The following is a 16,321-nucleotide window of genomic DNA, read 5'->3' on the forward strand; positions in this document are numbered from 1 at the left end:
AAGGTCTACTGGAAGCCTTCTTCCGTTTAGGAACTCACTTTGATGCGCGTTTTTCTTCTGCTTTTATTGCTTTTTCCGGTGCTCGAGCTGTTCGTGCTGGTGAAAGTCGGGATGTCGATCGGCTTCCTGCCGACCTTCCTGCTGGTCGTTGCCGGGTCAATGCTCGGTGTGTTCGTGGTGCGGATCGCCGGTGTGGCCACCGCGCTGAGTGCCCGCCAGAGTCTCGCCCGTGGCGAACTGCCCGCCCAGCAGATGCTCGACGGTTTGATGATGACCATCGGCGGTGGTTTGCTCGTGCTGCCTGGCTTCATCAGTGACGTGCTGGGCCTGCTGTTTCTGATGCCGTTTACCCGTCGCCTGATCGTCGGTAAGGTGCGCAACCGCGCCGAGGCTCAGGCCGCGCGCCAGCGTGCGTTTGCCGAGAACATGCATGCGGCGAATTCACCGGGTCCCATGCACCCCGGCGCTGCCCGTCCTGAAGCACGCCGCCCTGAGGTCATTGAGGGCGAAGTGATCGAAGGCGAATTCGAGCCATTGGACAAAAAGTGATTCACGTCCACCACGACACGGCACCTGCGGGTGCCGTGTTCGTTTTTGCGACCACACTTCCTTCAAAAAATTTCTGGGGTCAGCCTTGAATTCGGCTTGCTCGCCCTTATGTATGGGTCACCGCAAGGTTTCTGGCGCGTTTCGTCAGACCGTATTCTGCGGTTCGCTCGCGAACCGTAACCGGCAAGCCCGGATGTTTTAACCCGCCGGTGTTCGCACCGGGCGTTTAAAAACCATAATTAGGAGATCGACAATGAAGCTTCGTCCTCTGCATGACCGCGTCGTAATCCGTCGCAGCGAAGAAGAAACAAAAACTGCTGGCGGTATCGTGCTGCCTGGTTCGGCTGCTGAAAAACCTAACCGTGGCGAGATCATCGCCGTCGGCAACGGTCGCATCCTGGACAACGGTGAAGTACGCGCGCTGGCCGTGAAAGTGGGTGACAAAGTGGTGTTCGGCCCTTACTCCGGCAGCAACACTGTGAAAGTAGACGGCGAAGACCTGCTGGTGATGAGCGAGAACGAAATTCTCGCGGTCGTCGAAGGCTGAGTTGATACCCCATTTCCCGTTACTACAAAGTATTTAAGGAATAACGATCATGGCTGCTAAAGAAGTTAAATTCGGCGATGCTGGCCGTAAAAAAATGCTGGCTGGTGTCAACGTCCTGGCCGACGCAGTAAAAGCAACTCTGGGCCCTAAAGGCCGTAACGTCATCATCGAAAAAAGCTTCGGCGCTCCGCTGATCACCAAAGACGGTGTGTCCGTAGCCAAAGAAATCGAGCTGAAAGACCGTTTCGAAAACATGGGCGCGCAGCTGGTCAAAGACGTTGCTTCCCGTGCGAACGATGACGCTGGCGACGGCACCACCACCGCCACCGTTCTGGCTCAAGCCATCGTTAACGAAGGCCTGAAAGCCGTCGCTGCCGGCATGAACCCGATGGACCTGAAGCGCGGCATCGACAAGGCGACCATCGCCATTGTTGCCGAGCTGAAGAAGCTGTCCAAGCCTTGCACCGACACCAAGGCAATTGCCCAGGTCGGCACCATCTCGGCCAACTCGGACAATTCCATCGGCGACATCATTGCCGAAGCCATGGAAAAAGTGACCAAAGACGGCGTTATCACCGTTGAAGAAGGTTCGGGTCTGGAAAACGAGCTGTCTGTCGTTGAAGGCATGCAGTTTGACCGCGGCTACCTGTCCCCGTACTTCATCAACAAGCCGGACACCATGGTTGCCGAGCTGGAAAGCCCGCTGCTGCTGCTGGTTGACAAGAAGATCTCCAACATCCGCGAAATGCTGCCAGTTCTGGAAGCCGTTGCGAAAGCTGGCCGTCCTCTGCTGATCGTGGCTGAAGACGTTGAGGGCGAAGCGCTGGCGACTCTGGTCGTGAACAACATGCGCGGCATCGTGAAGGTTGCAGCGGTCAAGGCCCCTGGCTTCGGCGACCGTCGCAAGGCCATGCTGCAGGACATCGCTGTTCTGACTGGCGGTACCGTTATCTCGGAAGAGATCGGCCTGAGCCTGGAAACCGCTACCCTGGAACACCTGGGTAATGCCAAGCGCGTTATCTTGAACAAAGAAAACACCACGATTATCGACGGTGCTGGCGTTCGTGCCGACATCGACGGTCGTATCGCGCAGATCCGTCAGCAGATCGGCGACACGTCGTCGGACTACGACAAAGAGAAGCTGCAAGAGCGTCTGGCCAAGCTGTCGGGCGGCGTTGCAGTGATCAAGGTCGGTGCGGGTTCCGAAGTTGAAATGAAAGAGAAGAAAGCCCGCGTTGAAGACGCCCTGCACGCAACCCGTGCGGCCGTTGAAGAAGGCGTGGTGCCTGGCGGTGGTGTTGCGCTGGTTCGTTCGCTGCAGGCGATTTCCGAACTGCGTGGCGACAACGCTGATCAGAACGTGGGTATCGCTCTGCTGCGTCGTGCGGTTGAAGCGCCTCTGCGTCAGATCGTGGCGAACTCGGGCGACGAGCCTAGCGTTGTGGTCGACAAGGTCAAGCAGGGTACGGGTAACTACGGTTACAACGCTGCGAGCGGCGAGTACGGCGACATGATCGAGATGGGTATTCTCGATCCGGCCAAGGTGACGCGTTCTGCTCTGCAGGCTGCTTCGTCGATCGCCAGTCTGATGATCACTACTGAGGCGATGATTGCTGATGTGGCTGATGAGAAGGCAGCCGGTGGCGGTATGCCTGATATGGGCGGCATGGGTGGTATGGGCGGCATGATGTAAGCTAGCCGTACCCCGATGTAGAAAAAACCCCGCTTAGGCGGGGTTTTTTTATGGGCGGCGCTAAATGACTCCCTCCGCGAGTGACCTTCGAAAAGCCTCAGGATCAAGAGCGTCTGCCTAGGGGCAGACATTTCGCCTCCGGCGAGTTACTTGGAAAAGCACCCCAAGTAACCAAGGGTGCTTGCTCCTGGTTGGGCCCGACTTCGTCGGGTTCCTTCACTCCGGTCTCGCTCCGTGGGCCCGCGCCTAACGGGCATCCATGCCCTGACGGCGCTCTCGCGGCATCCATGCGGCTCGGCCCACTGCGCGAGATCTGCGTTCAGCCTGCACCCAAGTCGCGTTTGGCGGTGACTGGACTTTTTGTGTACGAAGATCAAAAGCGGATCAAGAGCAGATGCACATCAAGGGCTTCCCGGCTAAAGCCGGTCCTACAGGGAGAGCCAATCCCACGGGATGCACGCGGTCTCCTTGTAGGACCGGCTTTAGCCGGGAAGAGGCCCGTTTGGGCACTATCAATTTTGGGTCTAACGCTTGATCATGCCCACGCTCTGCGTGGGCATGCATACCGGTTGTAGGGGACTGATTTATTTACCGGGTTGTAGGGGACTGATTTATTTACAGCGCTTCACCGTAAATTAATCTGTCCCCGTCTAGTCATCATCCCGAAACTGCTTCTCCACCCACCACTACATCCTTTTTCGCCGGCCGGTACAGCACGAAGTAATACGCCCCCAAACAAAGCAGCCAGCAGAACACCGCCGTCCAGATGTTATGGGAGAAGAAGTGCGCGCCTTGTAGCATTCGGCCGATGGAGAAGACGGTGCCCAGTCCCGCCGCGAAGATCAGGCCGGCTTTGGCCAGGCGGGGTTTGCGGTCGCGGAAGACGAAGAACAGGGCGAACAGTGTGAAGCCGGTGGCCGCATGGCCGCCGGGCCAGCAGCGGCCGGGTTTGTCGGTTTGGGGGCGGGGGCTGAGGAGTTCGCTGTAGGTTTCCTGGCCGCCGAATTCTTTCAGGCTCCACGGGCACTGCACCGATGTCACGACTTTCACCGGCGTGACGAAGCTGGTGGATAACGCCATCGACAAGACCATGCAGCCCAGTTCACGTTTCCAGGGCTTCAGCACGTTGACGAAGAACGAGGCAATGAAGCTCACGAAGGACAACACGCCGATGGCGATGACGGCCTGTTTGGCGCGGTCATGCAGGACGTCTTCGAGAAAGAAGCTGTGCCGACCGATGAACTCGCCCGCCACCGGGTCATAGGCCAGTTTGGCGATGTCCATGTCCAGCGAGGTCAATTCCAGCAAGATCAGAACGATGGCGGTCACGGCCGGTATGCCCAGATAAACCCAGCCGTTGATCGGGCGTGAGGCGGGCCGTTCGAGTGCGTGTGACATGGCAAATCCCGTGTGGTGGGCGAGGGGAGAGCGGGGGTGTATGGAGCCCGAGCGGTGCGAAGTCTGAGCAGAACGCTGTCGCGGCGCCGTGAACCGCGGGTGAAAAAAACGTTATGCACCGCAGTGCTGGCCCTTGAGCGCGCATCGCCGTAAGCTGCCGCCAACTCTGACCTTGTTGAGCGGCATCTCGAGCCGTGTCCCGGGTCTCGCCACACCGCATAGGGAGACACGCGCCATGAGAATTCTGCTGGTTGAAGACAACCGGGACATTCTGGCAAACCTCGCCGATTACCTCGGATTGAAGGGCTATACCGTCGATTGCGCGCAAGACGGTCTGTCTGGTCTGCACCTGGCAGCGACCGAGCACTATGACCTGATCGTGCTCGACATCATGCTGCCCGGCATCGACGGTTACACCCTGTGCAAGCGCCTGCGTGAAGACGCGCGCCGCGACACCCCGGTGATCATGCTCACCGCCCGCGACCAGCTCGACGACAGGCTGCAGGGGTTCCGCTCCGGCGCCGACGACTACCTGCTCAAGCCGTTCGCGCTGTCGGAACTGGCGGCGCGCATCGAGGCCGTGCTGCGGCGTGCCCAGGGCGGCGGTCGACGTACTCTGCAGGTCGCCGATCTGATCTACGACCTCGACACCCTTGAAGTGACCCGTGAAGGGCGTCTGCTTAAACTCAACCCGGTTGGCCTGAAGTTGCTCGCGGTGTTGATGCAGAAGAGCCCTCACGTGCTGCGCCGTGAAGTCCTGGAAGAAGCCCTGTGGGGCGACGATTGCCCGGACAGCGATAGCCTGCGCAGCCATGTTCACCAATTGCGTCAGGTCATCGACAAGCCGTTCGCCAAGCCGCTGTTGCAGACCGTCCACGGTGTCGGGTACCGCCTCGCCGAGGGGCGTGATGGAGTTTAAGCAGAGCCTCGCCCAGCGGATCATCATCGCCTTCGCCTTGATGAGTGCGTTGGTTGCCGGTTGCTTCGCGATGGGCATTGTCGCGACGGTGCACCTGGTCGAAGAAAAGCTGATTTCGGCGGGACTGGGCGGCGACCTGACGCGGCTGTTGCTGATGGACAGCGTCAATGACTGGAACCATCGCCCCGAGCCGGATCAGCTGTTTTACTTCAGCGGCGGTCCGGGGGATTTCGAGCTGCCGAAGGATATTCGTCATTTGGAGTCGGGCTTTCACGAAGTCTTTCGCGGGCCGTTGTCCTACCACGCGATGGTCGAGATCGTCGACGGTCGCCACTACGTGCTGCTCCAGGATCAAAGCGATTTCGAAGAACGTGAGCGCGTGCTGTTCGCCGTGGTGCTGGTGGGCTTTGTGCTGGCGTTGGCGCTGGCGATTTTCCTCGGCTGGATACTGGCGCGGCGGGTGATGGCGCCGGTGGTGCGGCTGGCCCGGCAGGTGCGCCATCGCGATCAGTTGCTCGGCCTCGCGCCGCCCCTGGCCCCTGATTACGCCGCTGACGAAGTGGGCGAGTTGGCGGTCGCCTTCGACGCCACACTGGGCCGCCTGCGTGATGCCTTGACCCGCGAGCGGATGTTCACCAGCGACGTCAGCCATGAACTGCGCACGCCGTTGATGGTGCTGGCCAGTTCCTGTGAGCTGTTGCTGGAAAACCCGGCGCTGGACCAGCGCGCGCGGGCCCAGGTCGAACGCGTGGCGCGGGCGTGCGAGGAAATGCGCGATCTGGTGCAGACCTTCCTGATGCTGGCACGCACCCAGCGCGACGACCTCGCCCTGAATCCGCAACTGACCCTGCAAGGCGCCGCCCAGCAGTTGATCAGCCTGTGGCGCGAGCCGATCGAGCGCAAAGGGCTGACCCTGGAATACCTGCCTGGCCAACCTTCCGAAGCCGCCTACAACGCCACCTTTCTGTATGCCGTGATGGGCAACTTGCTGCGCAATGCGTTGCACTACACCGAAACCGGCTTTATCCGCCTGACGCTGCGTGAAGGCGGCTTCATGGTGGAGGATTCCGGTGTAGGCATCCCCGAGGAAAAACGTGAGGCAATGTTTCAGCCATTCGTGCGCGGCACCGAGCAAAGGGGCGAAGGTCTGGGCCTTGGGCTGTCGTTGGTGCAGCGTATCTGCGAAAACCAGGGGTGGTCGGTGAGCCTGGACACCATGGAGCCCAACGGCTGTCGATTCAGCGTGGACATGGGTTCGCGCCCTGCCAAAGACCCCGTTCGGCTGCCGTCGACAAATGTACAGCCTGTGTAAAGGTGCTAAAACTCCGCGGAATATGGCCGTATGCTGGCCCTAAGTCCTTGAATAATCTCGTAACATATCTTCACTTTTTCAGACGTTTTTTTCACATTCATGTGACCTGAACATAACGCCCCGCTGCTTAGTTTGGCCCTCTCATTTAAAGGAGAAGCGGCCATGAGCAAGCGGATCGAGCTTGATTTTTCGCGCAAGTACGACGACGAACACGCGAAAAAGTATTTACGTAAACACAACGATGGACTGGCCAGACGCTTGTCGGATCGACGGGACAAACAGCTCGCCCGCCGCGCATTGGCGCTGGCAGGCGAGCCGGGTCTGGTGCTGGACCTGCCCTGTGGCGCCGGTCGTTTCTGGCCCGTGCTGGCAGAGAAGCCCAACCGGGTGATCATCGGTGCGGACAACTCGGCGGCGATGGTCAAGATCGCCTGCGAGTCGCAACCCGCGGAGGTCGTCAAGCGCGTGCAACCGCTACAGACCTCGGCCTTTGCTATCGAGATGCCCGACAACGCCGTCGACAGCATCTTCTGCATGCGCCTGATGCATCACATCGGCAAGGCCGAAGACCGCGCCGTGCTGTTGAAGGAGTTTCACCGGGTGACCCGCGACAGCGTGATTGTGTCGTTGTGGGTGGATGGCAATTTCAAGGCCTGGAAGCGACGACGCGCCGAAGCGTCGCGACCGCAACATGATTATCAGAATCGCTTCGTGCTGCCGGTGGCCACCGTAGAGGCCGAATTTGAACAGGCAGGGTTTCGGATTCAAGAGCGCCTGGATTTCCTGCCGATGTACGCCATGTGGCGTGTGTATCTATTACGTAAGAGGTAACAACAGGATGGCCGTGGATTTCGCAACAGAGTTAGCCGTTCCTGCCAAGGACCGCTTCGCCTATTTCTGGAACACGCGGGGCGAGTGGGTCGAAGAACCCAATGTGCGCCGCGGCGGTGAAAGTGGCGTGCAGCGCGTCGTCTCGGAAAACGGTCGGCTGCTGTATGTGAAGCGCCAGACAGGCCATATCTACCGCAGTTGGTTGCACCCTTTTGGCCGTCCGACGGTGTTGCGCGAACGCGATGCCCTCGAGGGCCTTCGTCAGCTCGACGTCAACGTGCCGCGCATGGTGTTCTGCGGCGCAGAGCGCGATGAGAACAACGAGTGGCGCGCGCTGCTCGTCACCGCCTCGCTGGACGGTTTTGACGAATTCGAAAACTGGCTGCGCGCCGGCGGTCGTGAGCAATATGGCGAAGCTGTCTACGAACAGATGCTTCAGGAAATCGCCAGCAACCTGGCCCGTATGCACAAGGGGCGCTGGCAGCACAGCTGCATTTACATCAAGCACGTTTTCGTTCGTGTCGTGGGCGAGGGCGCCAATGCCAAGGCTGAAGTGGCGTTGCTCGATCTGGAGAAATGCCGACAGCGCCTGACGTCCTACGCTGCCGCACAGCACGACATGAAACAACTGCGCCGCCATTCGTCGTTTCAGGCGGCGGACTGGACAAAGCTGGTCTACTTTTACGAGACCGCGTTTGGCAGGCCCATCAAAGGTTTACAGCGATGAAGTTAGAAATGGCGCGAGGTTTGTTTTTGGTCGGGGCGTTGGGGGTGACTTCCATCGCGCTGGCTGCCTGGGATCAGCCCGGGCCGAAGATTCTGAGTGCAGTGCATGGCGAAGGCCATTGCCCGCTGCCTCGGGTGGCCAAGGTGTCTGACACGGCCCGGCCCGATCACGATCTGCTGCTGTTGATGTTCGGCCTGGCCCAAGGGAGCGGACCGCAAGGCTGATTCCTTTCCGTTGCGCTGACCAAAAGGCCCCGAAGATCGGGGCCTTTTTTGTGGGCGTGTGGCGAGGTTTTTGAGTCAGCGACCAGCAGTCGTGTCGGCAACCCCATGGCTATTGCCGTCGGGCTGCGCATCATCCCGCCGCGCCAGCAGCGTATACACGCACGGCAGCACAAACAGCGTGAACAACGTCCCCACCGACATGCCCGTGGCAATCACCAGCCCGATATCGAACCGGCTGACCGCGCCCGCACCCGTCGCGAGAATCAGCGGCACCATGCCGAACACCATCGCTGCGGTGGTCATCAAGACGGGACGCAAGCGTATCGCCGCCGCTTCCTCCACCGCTTCGCGGGCGGTCAAGCCTTTGTCCCGGCGTAGCTGGTTGGCGAATTCGACGATCAGAATGCCGTGCTTGCTGATCAGCCCGATCAACGTCACCAGACCCACCTGGGTGTAGATGTTCAGCGACGAGATGCCGAGGAACAGCGGGATCAATGCGCCGCAGATCGACAGCGGCACCGTCACCAGAATCACCAGCGGATCGCGGAAGCTCTCGAACTGCGCGGCGAGCACCAGAAAGATGATCGCCAGGGCCAGGCCGAACGTCACCCACAGCGCATTGCCTTCCTGCACGTACTGACGGGAGGCGCCAGCGTAGTCGTAGGAAAAACCCGGTGGCGATTCTTCGATCGCGATCTGTCTCACCAACTCAATCGCCTCCGCCTGACTCACCAGGGGGAAGCCGGAGATGATCGCCGAGTTGAGCTGCTGGAACTGATTGAGCTGTCGGGGCCTTGCCCGGTCGCTGACGGTAATCAGCGTCGACAACGGCAGCATCTTGCCGTCGGCGTTCTTGACGTAGTAATTCGAGAGCCACGCCGGGTTGTCGCGGTAGGCGCGCTCGACCTGGGCGATGACCTTGTAGCTGCGCCCGTCGATGGTGAAACGGTTGATTTCCGCCTCGCCGAGCAGCGTCGCCAGACTGCCGCCCAGGTCCTGCATCGACACGCCCATCTGGGCGGCCTTGGCGCGGTCGATGTCGACCACCACTTCCGGCTTGTCGAACGCCAGGTCAACGTCCAGAAACGCGAATTTGCCCGAATCGGCGGCGCGTTTCTTGATGCGATCCGTCACCTCCAGCAGCGCGGCATAGTCGCCCGGTGTATTGATCACGAATTGAAACGGCAACCCTTCACCGGTGCCGGGCAACGACGGCAGGTTGAAGCCGAAAACCTGCAGCCCGGTGATGCCGTTGAGCTTGGCCTGCACTTCTGGCAGCAGCTCCATTTGCGTGCGGCTGCGCTCATCCCACGGCTTGAGCAGGAACCCGCCGACGCCGGTCTGCACGCCATTGAAACCGTTGATCTGGAACGAGGAGTAGTACTCCGGGAACGCTTTGAAAATGCTGATGAACTGATCGGTGTAGGTGTTCATGTAATCGAGGTTGGTCGGCTGCGGTGCCGTCGCCATCATGAAGATGATGCCCTGGTCCTCGTCCGGCGCCAGTTGCGATTGGCTGAGCTTGAGAAACACCGGAATCAGGCACAGCACCAGCACCGCAAACACGATCACCACCGGACGCGTATTCAGCGTGCCATGGAGGACGCGCTGGTAACGGCCTTTCAGGCTCTCGAAGGCGTGATCGAGCTTGTGCGCCAGGCCGCCGGGATTCTCTTCCCGGCGCAGGAGCACGGCGCACATCATCGGTGACAGGGTCAGCGCGACGATCCCGGAGATCACTACTGCGCCGGCCAGCGTCAGCGCGAATTCCTTGAACAGCGCACCGGTCAGTCCCTCCAGAAAACCGATGGGCGCATACACCGCCGCCAGGGTGATCGTCATCGACACCACCGGCATGGCGATCTCGCGAGCGCCCTCGATGGCTGCATCGAACGGCGTCTTGCCTTCCTCGATGTGCCGGTGAATGTTCTCCACCACCACGATGGCGTCGTCCACCACCAGCCCGATGGCCAGCACCATCGCCAACAGCGTCAGCAAATTGATCGAATAGCCCATCAACTGCATGAAGAACAGCACACCGATCATCGACAGCGGGATGGTGATCACCGGGATCAGCACTGAACGCAGGGCGCCTAAAAACAGGAACACCACGACGATGACGATGAGTACCGCTTCGATCAGGGTCTTCACGACTTCATGAATCGAGGCTTGAATGAACAGCGTCGCGTCGTAGGCGATGGACGCTTTGAGGCTCGGCGGTAACTGGGCTTCCAGCTCCGGGAGGATGCGCCGCACTTCCTTGATCACATCCAGCGGGTTCGAGCTGGGCGTGCCCTTGATGCCGATGTACACCGACGGTGTGCCGTCGAACGAGCTGACCGTGTCGTAGTTTTCCGCGCCCATCTCCACCCGCGCCACATCACCCAGCAGCACGCGGCTGTCGCCCACGGTCTTGAGCGGGATGGCCGCAAAGGTCTCGGGGGATTTCAGGTCGGTGCTGGCGTTGACGCTGGTGACCACGTACTCGCCCTTCACCTCGCCCGCAGCGGACAGGAAGTTGTACTTGCGCACCGCCTCGGTGACGTCGCTGGCGGTGAGGCCGAAACCGGCGAGCTTCACCGGGTCGAGCCACAGGCGCATGGCGAAGACCTGATTGCCCAGAATCTCGGCTTCGGCCATGCCCGGCAGCGTCGCCAGCTTCGGCTGGATGACCCGGGACAGGTAATCGGTGATCTGCGGATTGCTCAGTTCGGCGCTGTAAAAGCTGATGTACATCAGCGCCGAGGCGTCAGCGGCTTCCTTGCTCAGCACCGGGTCCTCTGCGTCTTGGGGCAGCTTGTTCTTGACCTCGTTGGCCTTGGCCAGCAGCTCGGTGTAGAGGCGGTCGCTGTTGGAGCCGATGCGTGCATAGATGGAAATGACGGAGAAGTTCTGCCGGCTGACCGAGGTCATGTAGTCGATGCCTTCGGCGCTCGCCAGACTCTGCTGCAGCGGCTGAGTGATATAGCCCTGAATGGTTTCGGCGTTGGCGCCGGGGTAGGCCGTGGTCACGGTGATCAGCGCGTTCTCCATCTGCGGGTACTGGCGGATGGTCAGCTTGCTGAACGCCTGAAAACCCAGCAGCACGATCAACAGGCTGATCACGCTGGCGAGCACCGGGCGACGGATGAACGGGTCTGTAAAGGCCATGATCGATTCCTTGATCAGTCAGCTTTGGGCTGGCTGTTCTGCGCCGCCGGGGTGGCGTCAGACGGTGTTGCCGGGTCGGCCACGATGGCGACGGCAGCGCCGTTATCCAGTTTGAGCTGACCGCCGGTGACCACGTGCTCTCCGGCTTTCAATCCTTTGCTGATAATCACCAGCCCGGCCCGACGCTCGCCGGTTTCGACAAAGCGCCGCTCGACCATGAGCTGAGGCTCGCCCTTGCTGTTGTTTTCCGGCTGGCCGTCGGCGGTCTTTTTCGGCACGACGACGTAGACCGAGTTGCCGTACAGCGTGTAGGTGATCGTGCTTTCCGGCAGTACCAGTTGCGGCGTGTCCTGCCCGAGCAGCACTTGCAGGCTGGTGAACATGCCAGGCAATAGTTGGCTGTCGGGGTTGGGCAGCGTGGCGCGAATCAGCACATTGCGGGTGGTGTCTTCGACCTTGGGGTTAATGGCGCTGATGCGCGCAGTGAAGACGCGTTCGGGGTAGGCCGCGACGCTCACCTGTACTTCTTGGCCAAGGGCCAGCTTCGGGAGCATCTGCTCCGGCACGAAAAAGTCCGCGTACAGGCTGGTCAGGTCTTGAAGGGTGGCGATCACCGTGCCGCTGGCCAGGTAGTCGCCCACGTCAACCTGACGAATGCCGATGGTGCCGCTGAAGGGTGCGAGGATGCGCTTCTTCGCCAGGGAAGCGTTCAGTTGTGCGACGGTGGCGGCGGCCTTTTTCTGGGTGGCCGCAAGCTTGTCGAAGTCGCCACGGGAAATGGCGGATTCGCCCACCAGTTTACTGCCGCGGCCGTACTCCACCTGTGCCAGACCGAGGTCCGCTTCGGCAGTGCCGAGCAGTGCCTTTTCCACATCGCTGTCGAGTTGCAGGAGCGGCTGACCGACCTTGACCTTCTGGCCGGATTCGAACTGCACGGCCTTTACCGTGCCCGCGATTTCCAGCGACAGGTCCACGCCCTGGAAGGCCTTGAGCGTGCCGATGGCCGGCAGACGATTCTGCCACGGGCGCTCGGCAACAACCGCTACCGCGACGTTGATCGGCGGCTTCGGCGCCGTGAATTGCTGGATCTGCTGATAAACCGAAAACGCCTTGTACCCGCCCAAGGCCAGCACCACGATCAGGACAATGCCCAACATGATCAACATGCGGCGACGCAACATATTCCACTTCCTTGGAAAACCGACGAATCAGGCGAGCACGTTAGTCGTGTCGGGGTTTAGTTGCCAGTGGCAGTGAGCAGGACTTCCGTTCCCGATCAAACCAAGTGCAGATGGTTGTCCCACAACCCCGCCGGCAGCTCCAGCGGCTTGGCGACCAGCACCGTCTCGCGGCAGTCATAGAAACGGCAGCGGCCCTGGCCCGAGGTTACGACGAAGCCGTCCGCCACCGCACCCACCCCGGCGCAGTCGGGCAGTGGTGCGTCGAGCTTCAGCGCGCCGCTGTCCAGGTCCCAGATGAAGAAGCGGTTGCCCCTCGGCGCGGTCAGCGCCACCAGCCGCAGTTCGTTGTGAATGGCAACGCTGGCGGTGTAGTGCGCCATGGCCTGTAGCTGTTGCTCGGCCACCGGAAAAGCCTGAAACGGTTGGCCCGGCCGCTTGATGGCGAGCAGCTCGGCGGATTCGTGGGAAGGCCCCATGAACTGCTGCCCCGCCACGATGGTGCCGTCGCTGGCAATCGCCATGTGCCGGACGCTGTTCATCTGCTGCGCCAGTGTCTCTTTGCTCAGCAGCGTACCGTCGCGCTGCATCAGCACCAGACTGGGTTCCATGGCATTGAGGTTCATCTCGACGCGGCTTTCGGCCTCGGTGCGAATGCCGCCGTTGGCGACTGCGAGGGTTTCGCCATCCGGCATCCATGACACTTGGTGGGGGCCTACGCCGTGGGTGGGAATCTCCCCGGTGCGCTGCAGCCGCTCATCCACGAATCGATAAACGCCCAACAATCCGCGGCCCGGTTCCGTCGTGTCGTTTTCGGTGGCGTACAGCCATTCGCCGTCCTTGTGGATGACCGCGTGGCCGTAGAAGTGGCGGTGGGGTTGCGAGGTGATGGTTTGCAGCAGACGACCGTCGCGCAGGTCGATCAGGTAACTCTCGGTCCCCGGCCGGCGCGCGACGAACAGCGCGATCGGCAAGCTCGGATGATTGATGATGTCGTGACAGCGCTGGGCGACGGCGGTGGCGAAGACTTGCGTGCCGTCGACGCGATAACCCACCGCAAAGTGCTGGCCGTTGCCGTCGTCCCGCGCGGACAACAGCAGCGGGCTTTCGCCTTTTTTCGCGAACAGCGTCCAGCCGCCGAATGTAACGGCGCTGAGCAGCAGGCTGCCCAGACCCAGAGCCTGACGTCGCAACATATCAGTCACCATCATTGGCGTTGAAGCCCAGTTGAATGCCCAGCGCTTTGGCCAGTTCGCCTTCGTGCAGGCGATGGACCACGTTGAGGCTGTCGTAGAAAGCGTTGAGCTGCTGGCGGCCTTCTTCGCTGGCCAACAGATCCCCGAGTGGCGGTTTCAGCGCGGCCAGCTGTCGATTGCTCTCAGCGTAGGCGGCGTCAATCTTGTCGGCCAACGGCTTTTGCTCCTTCGGCAATAGCCCGCGCAATCCCTTGTTGTCGACGCCGGCCCAGACGGTCTGCGCACTGGCCAGACTCGCCTGCAAGCTGCTGAGCGAGGCTTTGCTGCGCCAGGCTTCGGCCTGAAACGGTTGCGGTACGCCTTTGGTGCCACGGCCCAGCGGGGTGCCGAGCTTTTTCTTCAGCGAGTCCAGCGCAGTCACTTGCACGCGCAGCAACTCGGCAATGGCTTCGTGGGAATCGGCGTAACGCTGGTTGGGAAACTTGCTCAACTGAGCGAGCATGCCGTCGTTGCTGTTCCAACTGCTGAGGATATCTTCGGCCAACGCTTTCTGACGCTCGCCGATGGCCACCAGCAGTGGGCAGTAGCGGGCTTTCTGCTCGGCATTGGCCATGTCGATGTCGGCGTCGAAGAGGATGTATTCATAGGCCGACAGGCCCTGAACCACCACACTGGATTTGCCCAGGGCATCGGCGCTGATCTGCGGCTGTGCGGTGACCAGTTGCTCCACCTGACGACCAACGAGGTTCTTTTTGTCCGGCCAGAACTGAATCTGCCAGGCGCGATTGCCTTCGGCCAGCGGTCCGATCAGCAGCGGTTGCAGCTCGGCCCAGGCTTTTTGTGCGTAGAGGAAATCGGCGCGGGCGGTGTCCAGGTCGGATTTGCCCTGACAGTAGGACAGGGCACTGATCGCCAGTTGCCGGTCGGCATCGACCCAACGGCTGTAGGTCGGCAGGATGACCTGACTGGCAATGGCGGCAGACGTCACGGCTTGCGGGTCCGACGGCGCGCACGCGCCCAGTGCCAGTGCGGCAAGGCTGGTGAGCAACAACTTGGGGCGGAACATGCCCGACTCCTTATCTTCAGAAATACGTTAGAGAGAATTCAAGAACGCCAGCAGCGCCGCGCGCTGTTCCGCGTCGAAGGCCAGCACCTGACGTTGCGCCGGCAGCGCCTCGCCGCCGTGCCAGAGCACGGCCTCCATCAGGTTGCGGGCGCGCCCGTCGTGCAGAAACTGCGTGTGGCCGCTGACGGCTTGCGTCAGGCCGATGCCCCACAACGGCGGGGTGCGCCACTGTTGGCCGCTGGCCTGAAATTCGCTGAGATTGTCGGCCAGGCCTTCGCCCATGTCATGCAGCAGCAGATCGGTGTAAGGGCGGATGACCTGATTCGCCAGTTCGGGTTCGGCGGCATCGGCGGAGGTAGTGAATTGGGGCGTATGGCACTGCTGGCAACCTGCTTTGAAAAACAGATTCTTGCCCGCCAGTACCTGCGGGTCGGCCACGTCTCGACGGGCCGGAACGCCCAGATTACGGGTGTAGAAAGTGATCAGCCGCAGGATGTTGTCGCTGACCTCCGGCTCGCCGTTCGGGCCATTGCCGTTGGGCGCAGCAAGGCACGCGGTCTGTGACGGCGTGCAGTCGTCGACCGGCATCAAGGTGGACGTTAGACCCATGTCACCCGCCAGTGCGTGGGCATTCTGCTGTTTGATGCTCGGCTGCGAGGCTTTCCAGCCGAAACGCCCGAGGACGGATTTCTGCTGCGCATCGTCCCAGACCCAGTTGGGTTTACCGGTGATGCCGGTGCCCTGTTCATCATCCGGGTTGGCGTTGGCCAGAATCGCGGCCTGAGGAATAGCTTCCAGAAGCCCCAGCCCGATCATCGGCGGCGCAATACGCGCGGAAGCTCGCGTCTGCGGGTGCATCGGGCCGTAACCGGGTTGGGTGATCTGCAGGGTAGGGCGGCGCAGATGCACCGGGGTGCCGTCGCGAAAATGCACGGTCATCGAATCGTAGTCGACCCGAACCTTGCCTTCAGGCGTCACGCCGGGGATGGCCATGTCCTGCAGTTGTTTGCCGTATACAGGCTCGGGTGTCAGGCCCAGCTGCCTGATGTGTTCGGCGAATGCCGGGTCGTCGGGAATCGACAGGCGCACCAGCATGGAGACAGCGTTGTCGGCGCCGGGCTCGGGCGGGTGTCCGCGACCGTCCTTGATGTGGCAGTTCTGGCAGGCGTTGGTGTTGAACAGCGGACCCAGACCGTCACGGGCGGTGGTCGTCGAGGGGGCGATCACCCAAGGGTTGCGGAAGAAACTGTTGCCGACGCTGAAGTCCAGCCGCCGGGCGGGCGACAGGTTGGCCGAGGGCAGGGAAAACGCGTTGCGGTCGCTTTTGTTCACGGTGGTGGCGCCGCCGGACCGCGACTCGCCCGGCTCGGCTGCGGTGAAACGCGGGGCGTCATCGCACCCACTGACGGCCAGCGCCATCAGCAGAAGAAACGAAGGACGTAACCGCGCAGTCATACAGGTCCTGCAAAGGGGTGGAAATCGGGGCGAGCAAGCTTACCAGCCCCGTGTTTTATGAATAAGAGGGATTAGC

General features: G+C 61.2%; 14 protein-coding genes. 8 read left to right on the top strand and 6 right to left on the bottom strand.

Translation table 11 applies throughout. The features are described from left to right. Nucleotides 1-42 precede the first annotated feature (42 nt). From IFT99_RS13305 to groL, 3 genes are all read left to right on the top strand, one after another. Nucleotides 43-549 carry an FxsA family protein gene (locus IFT99_RS13305; RefSeq protein ID WP_065992177.1) on the top strand — a complete coding sequence of 169 codons (507 nt, stop codon included), beginning with the start codon at nt 43-45 and terminating at the stop codon, nt 547-549. A gap of 253 nt (nt 550-802) precedes the next feature. Then, a complete protein-coding gene (locus tag IFT99_RS13310; protein WP_065992178.1) occupies nt 803-1,096 on the top strand; it encodes a co-chaperone GroES in 294 nt (97 codons plus the stop codon). Nucleotides 1,097-1,145: 49 nt separating this feature from the next. Continuing rightward, a complete protein-coding gene (groL, locus tag IFT99_RS13315; RefSeq protein ID WP_065992179.1) occupies nt 1,146-2,789 on the top strand; it encodes a chaperonin GroEL in 1,644 nt (547 codons plus the stop codon). Nucleotides 2,790-3,446: 657 nt separating this feature from the next. Here the strand turns inward: groL and IFT99_RS13320 are convergent. Continuing rightward, a complete protein-coding gene (locus tag IFT99_RS13320; protein WP_192132765.1) occupies nt 3,447-4,187 on the bottom strand; it encodes a phosphatase PAP2 family protein in 741 nt (246 codons plus the stop codon). A 235-nt stretch (nt 4,188-4,422) separates the two neighbouring features. On the opposite strand from IFT99_RS13320, the gene colR reads away from it, so the two are divergent. From colR to IFT99_RS13345, 5 genes are all read left to right on the top strand, one after another. Further along, nucleotides 4,423-5,106, top strand: a complete 684-nt coding sequence (gene colR, locus IFT99_RS13325; protein ID WP_037014624.1) for a two-component system response regulator ColR — start codon at nt 4,423-4,425, stop codon at nt 5,104-5,106. Next, nucleotides 5,096-6,418: a sensor histidine kinase gene (locus IFT99_RS13330; RefSeq protein WP_192132766.1), complete on the top strand. Its 1,323-nt coding sequence runs from the start codon at nt 5,096-5,098 to the stop codon at nt 6,416-6,418. Before colR ends, IFT99_RS13330 begins: the two co-directional genes overlap by 11 nt. A gap of 162 nt (nt 6,419-6,580) precedes the next feature. Further along, nucleotides 6,581-7,249 carry a class I SAM-dependent methyltransferase gene (locus IFT99_RS13335; protein ID WP_192132767.1) on the top strand — a complete coding sequence of 223 codons (669 nt, stop codon included), beginning with the start codon at nt 6,581-6,583 and terminating at the stop codon, nt 7,247-7,249. 7 nt (nt 7,250-7,256) lie between these two features. Continuing rightward, on the top strand, nt 7,257-7,976 hold the full coding sequence (locus IFT99_RS13340; protein WP_192132768.1) for a lipopolysaccharide kinase InaA family protein: 720 nt from the start codon (nt 7,257-7,259) through the stop codon (nt 7,974-7,976). Beyond that, complete coding sequence (locus tag IFT99_RS13345; protein ID WP_065992187.1) at nt 7,973-8,200, top strand: hypothetical protein; 228 nt, start codon at nt 7,973-7,975, stop codon at nt 8,198-8,200. Before IFT99_RS13340 ends, IFT99_RS13345 begins: the two co-directional genes overlap by 4 nt. 75 nt (nt 8,201-8,275) lie before the next feature. On the opposite strand, the gene IFT99_RS13350 is transcribed toward IFT99_RS13345, so the two are convergent. The 5 genes from IFT99_RS13350 to IFT99_RS13370 all read right to left on the bottom strand — a co-directional run bounded on the left by IFT99_RS13350 (nt 8,276) and on the right by IFT99_RS13370 (nt 16,245). Beyond that, nucleotides 8,276-11,350: a multidrug efflux RND transporter permease subunit gene (locus IFT99_RS13350; protein WP_192132769.1), complete on the bottom strand. Its 3,075-nt coding sequence runs from the start codon at nt 11,348-11,350 to the stop codon at nt 8,276-8,278. Nucleotides 11,351-11,364: 14 nt separating this feature from the next. Further along, on the bottom strand, nt 11,365-12,531 hold the full coding sequence (locus IFT99_RS13355) for an efflux RND transporter periplasmic adaptor subunit (RefSeq protein WP_192132770.1): 1,167 nt from the start codon (nt 12,529-12,531) through the stop codon (nt 11,365-11,367). Nucleotides 12,532-12,626: 95 nt separating this feature from the next. Next, complete coding sequence (locus IFT99_RS13360) at nt 12,627-13,724, bottom strand: DUF1513 domain-containing protein (RefSeq protein ID WP_192132771.1); 1,098 nt, start codon at nt 13,722-13,724, stop codon at nt 12,627-12,629. A 1-nt stretch (nt 13,725) separates the two neighbouring features. Further along, nucleotides 13,726-14,790: an imelysin family protein gene (locus tag IFT99_RS13365; RefSeq protein ID WP_192132772.1), complete on the bottom strand. Its 1,065-nt coding sequence runs from the start codon at nt 14,788-14,790 to the stop codon at nt 13,726-13,728. A gap of 27 nt (nt 14,791-14,817) precedes the next feature. After that, nucleotides 14,818-16,245: a di-heme oxidoreductase family protein gene (locus tag IFT99_RS13370; RefSeq protein ID WP_192132773.1), complete on the bottom strand. Its 1,428-nt coding sequence runs from the start codon at nt 16,243-16,245 to the stop codon at nt 14,818-14,820. Nucleotides 16,246-16,321 lie beyond the last annotated feature (76 nt).

Source organism: Pseudomonas sp. CFBP 8772, assembly GCF_014841665.1.
GTDB classification, from domain to species: domain Bacteria; phylum Pseudomonadota; class Gammaproteobacteria; order Pseudomonadales; family Pseudomonadaceae; genus Aquipseudomonas; species Aquipseudomonas graminis_B.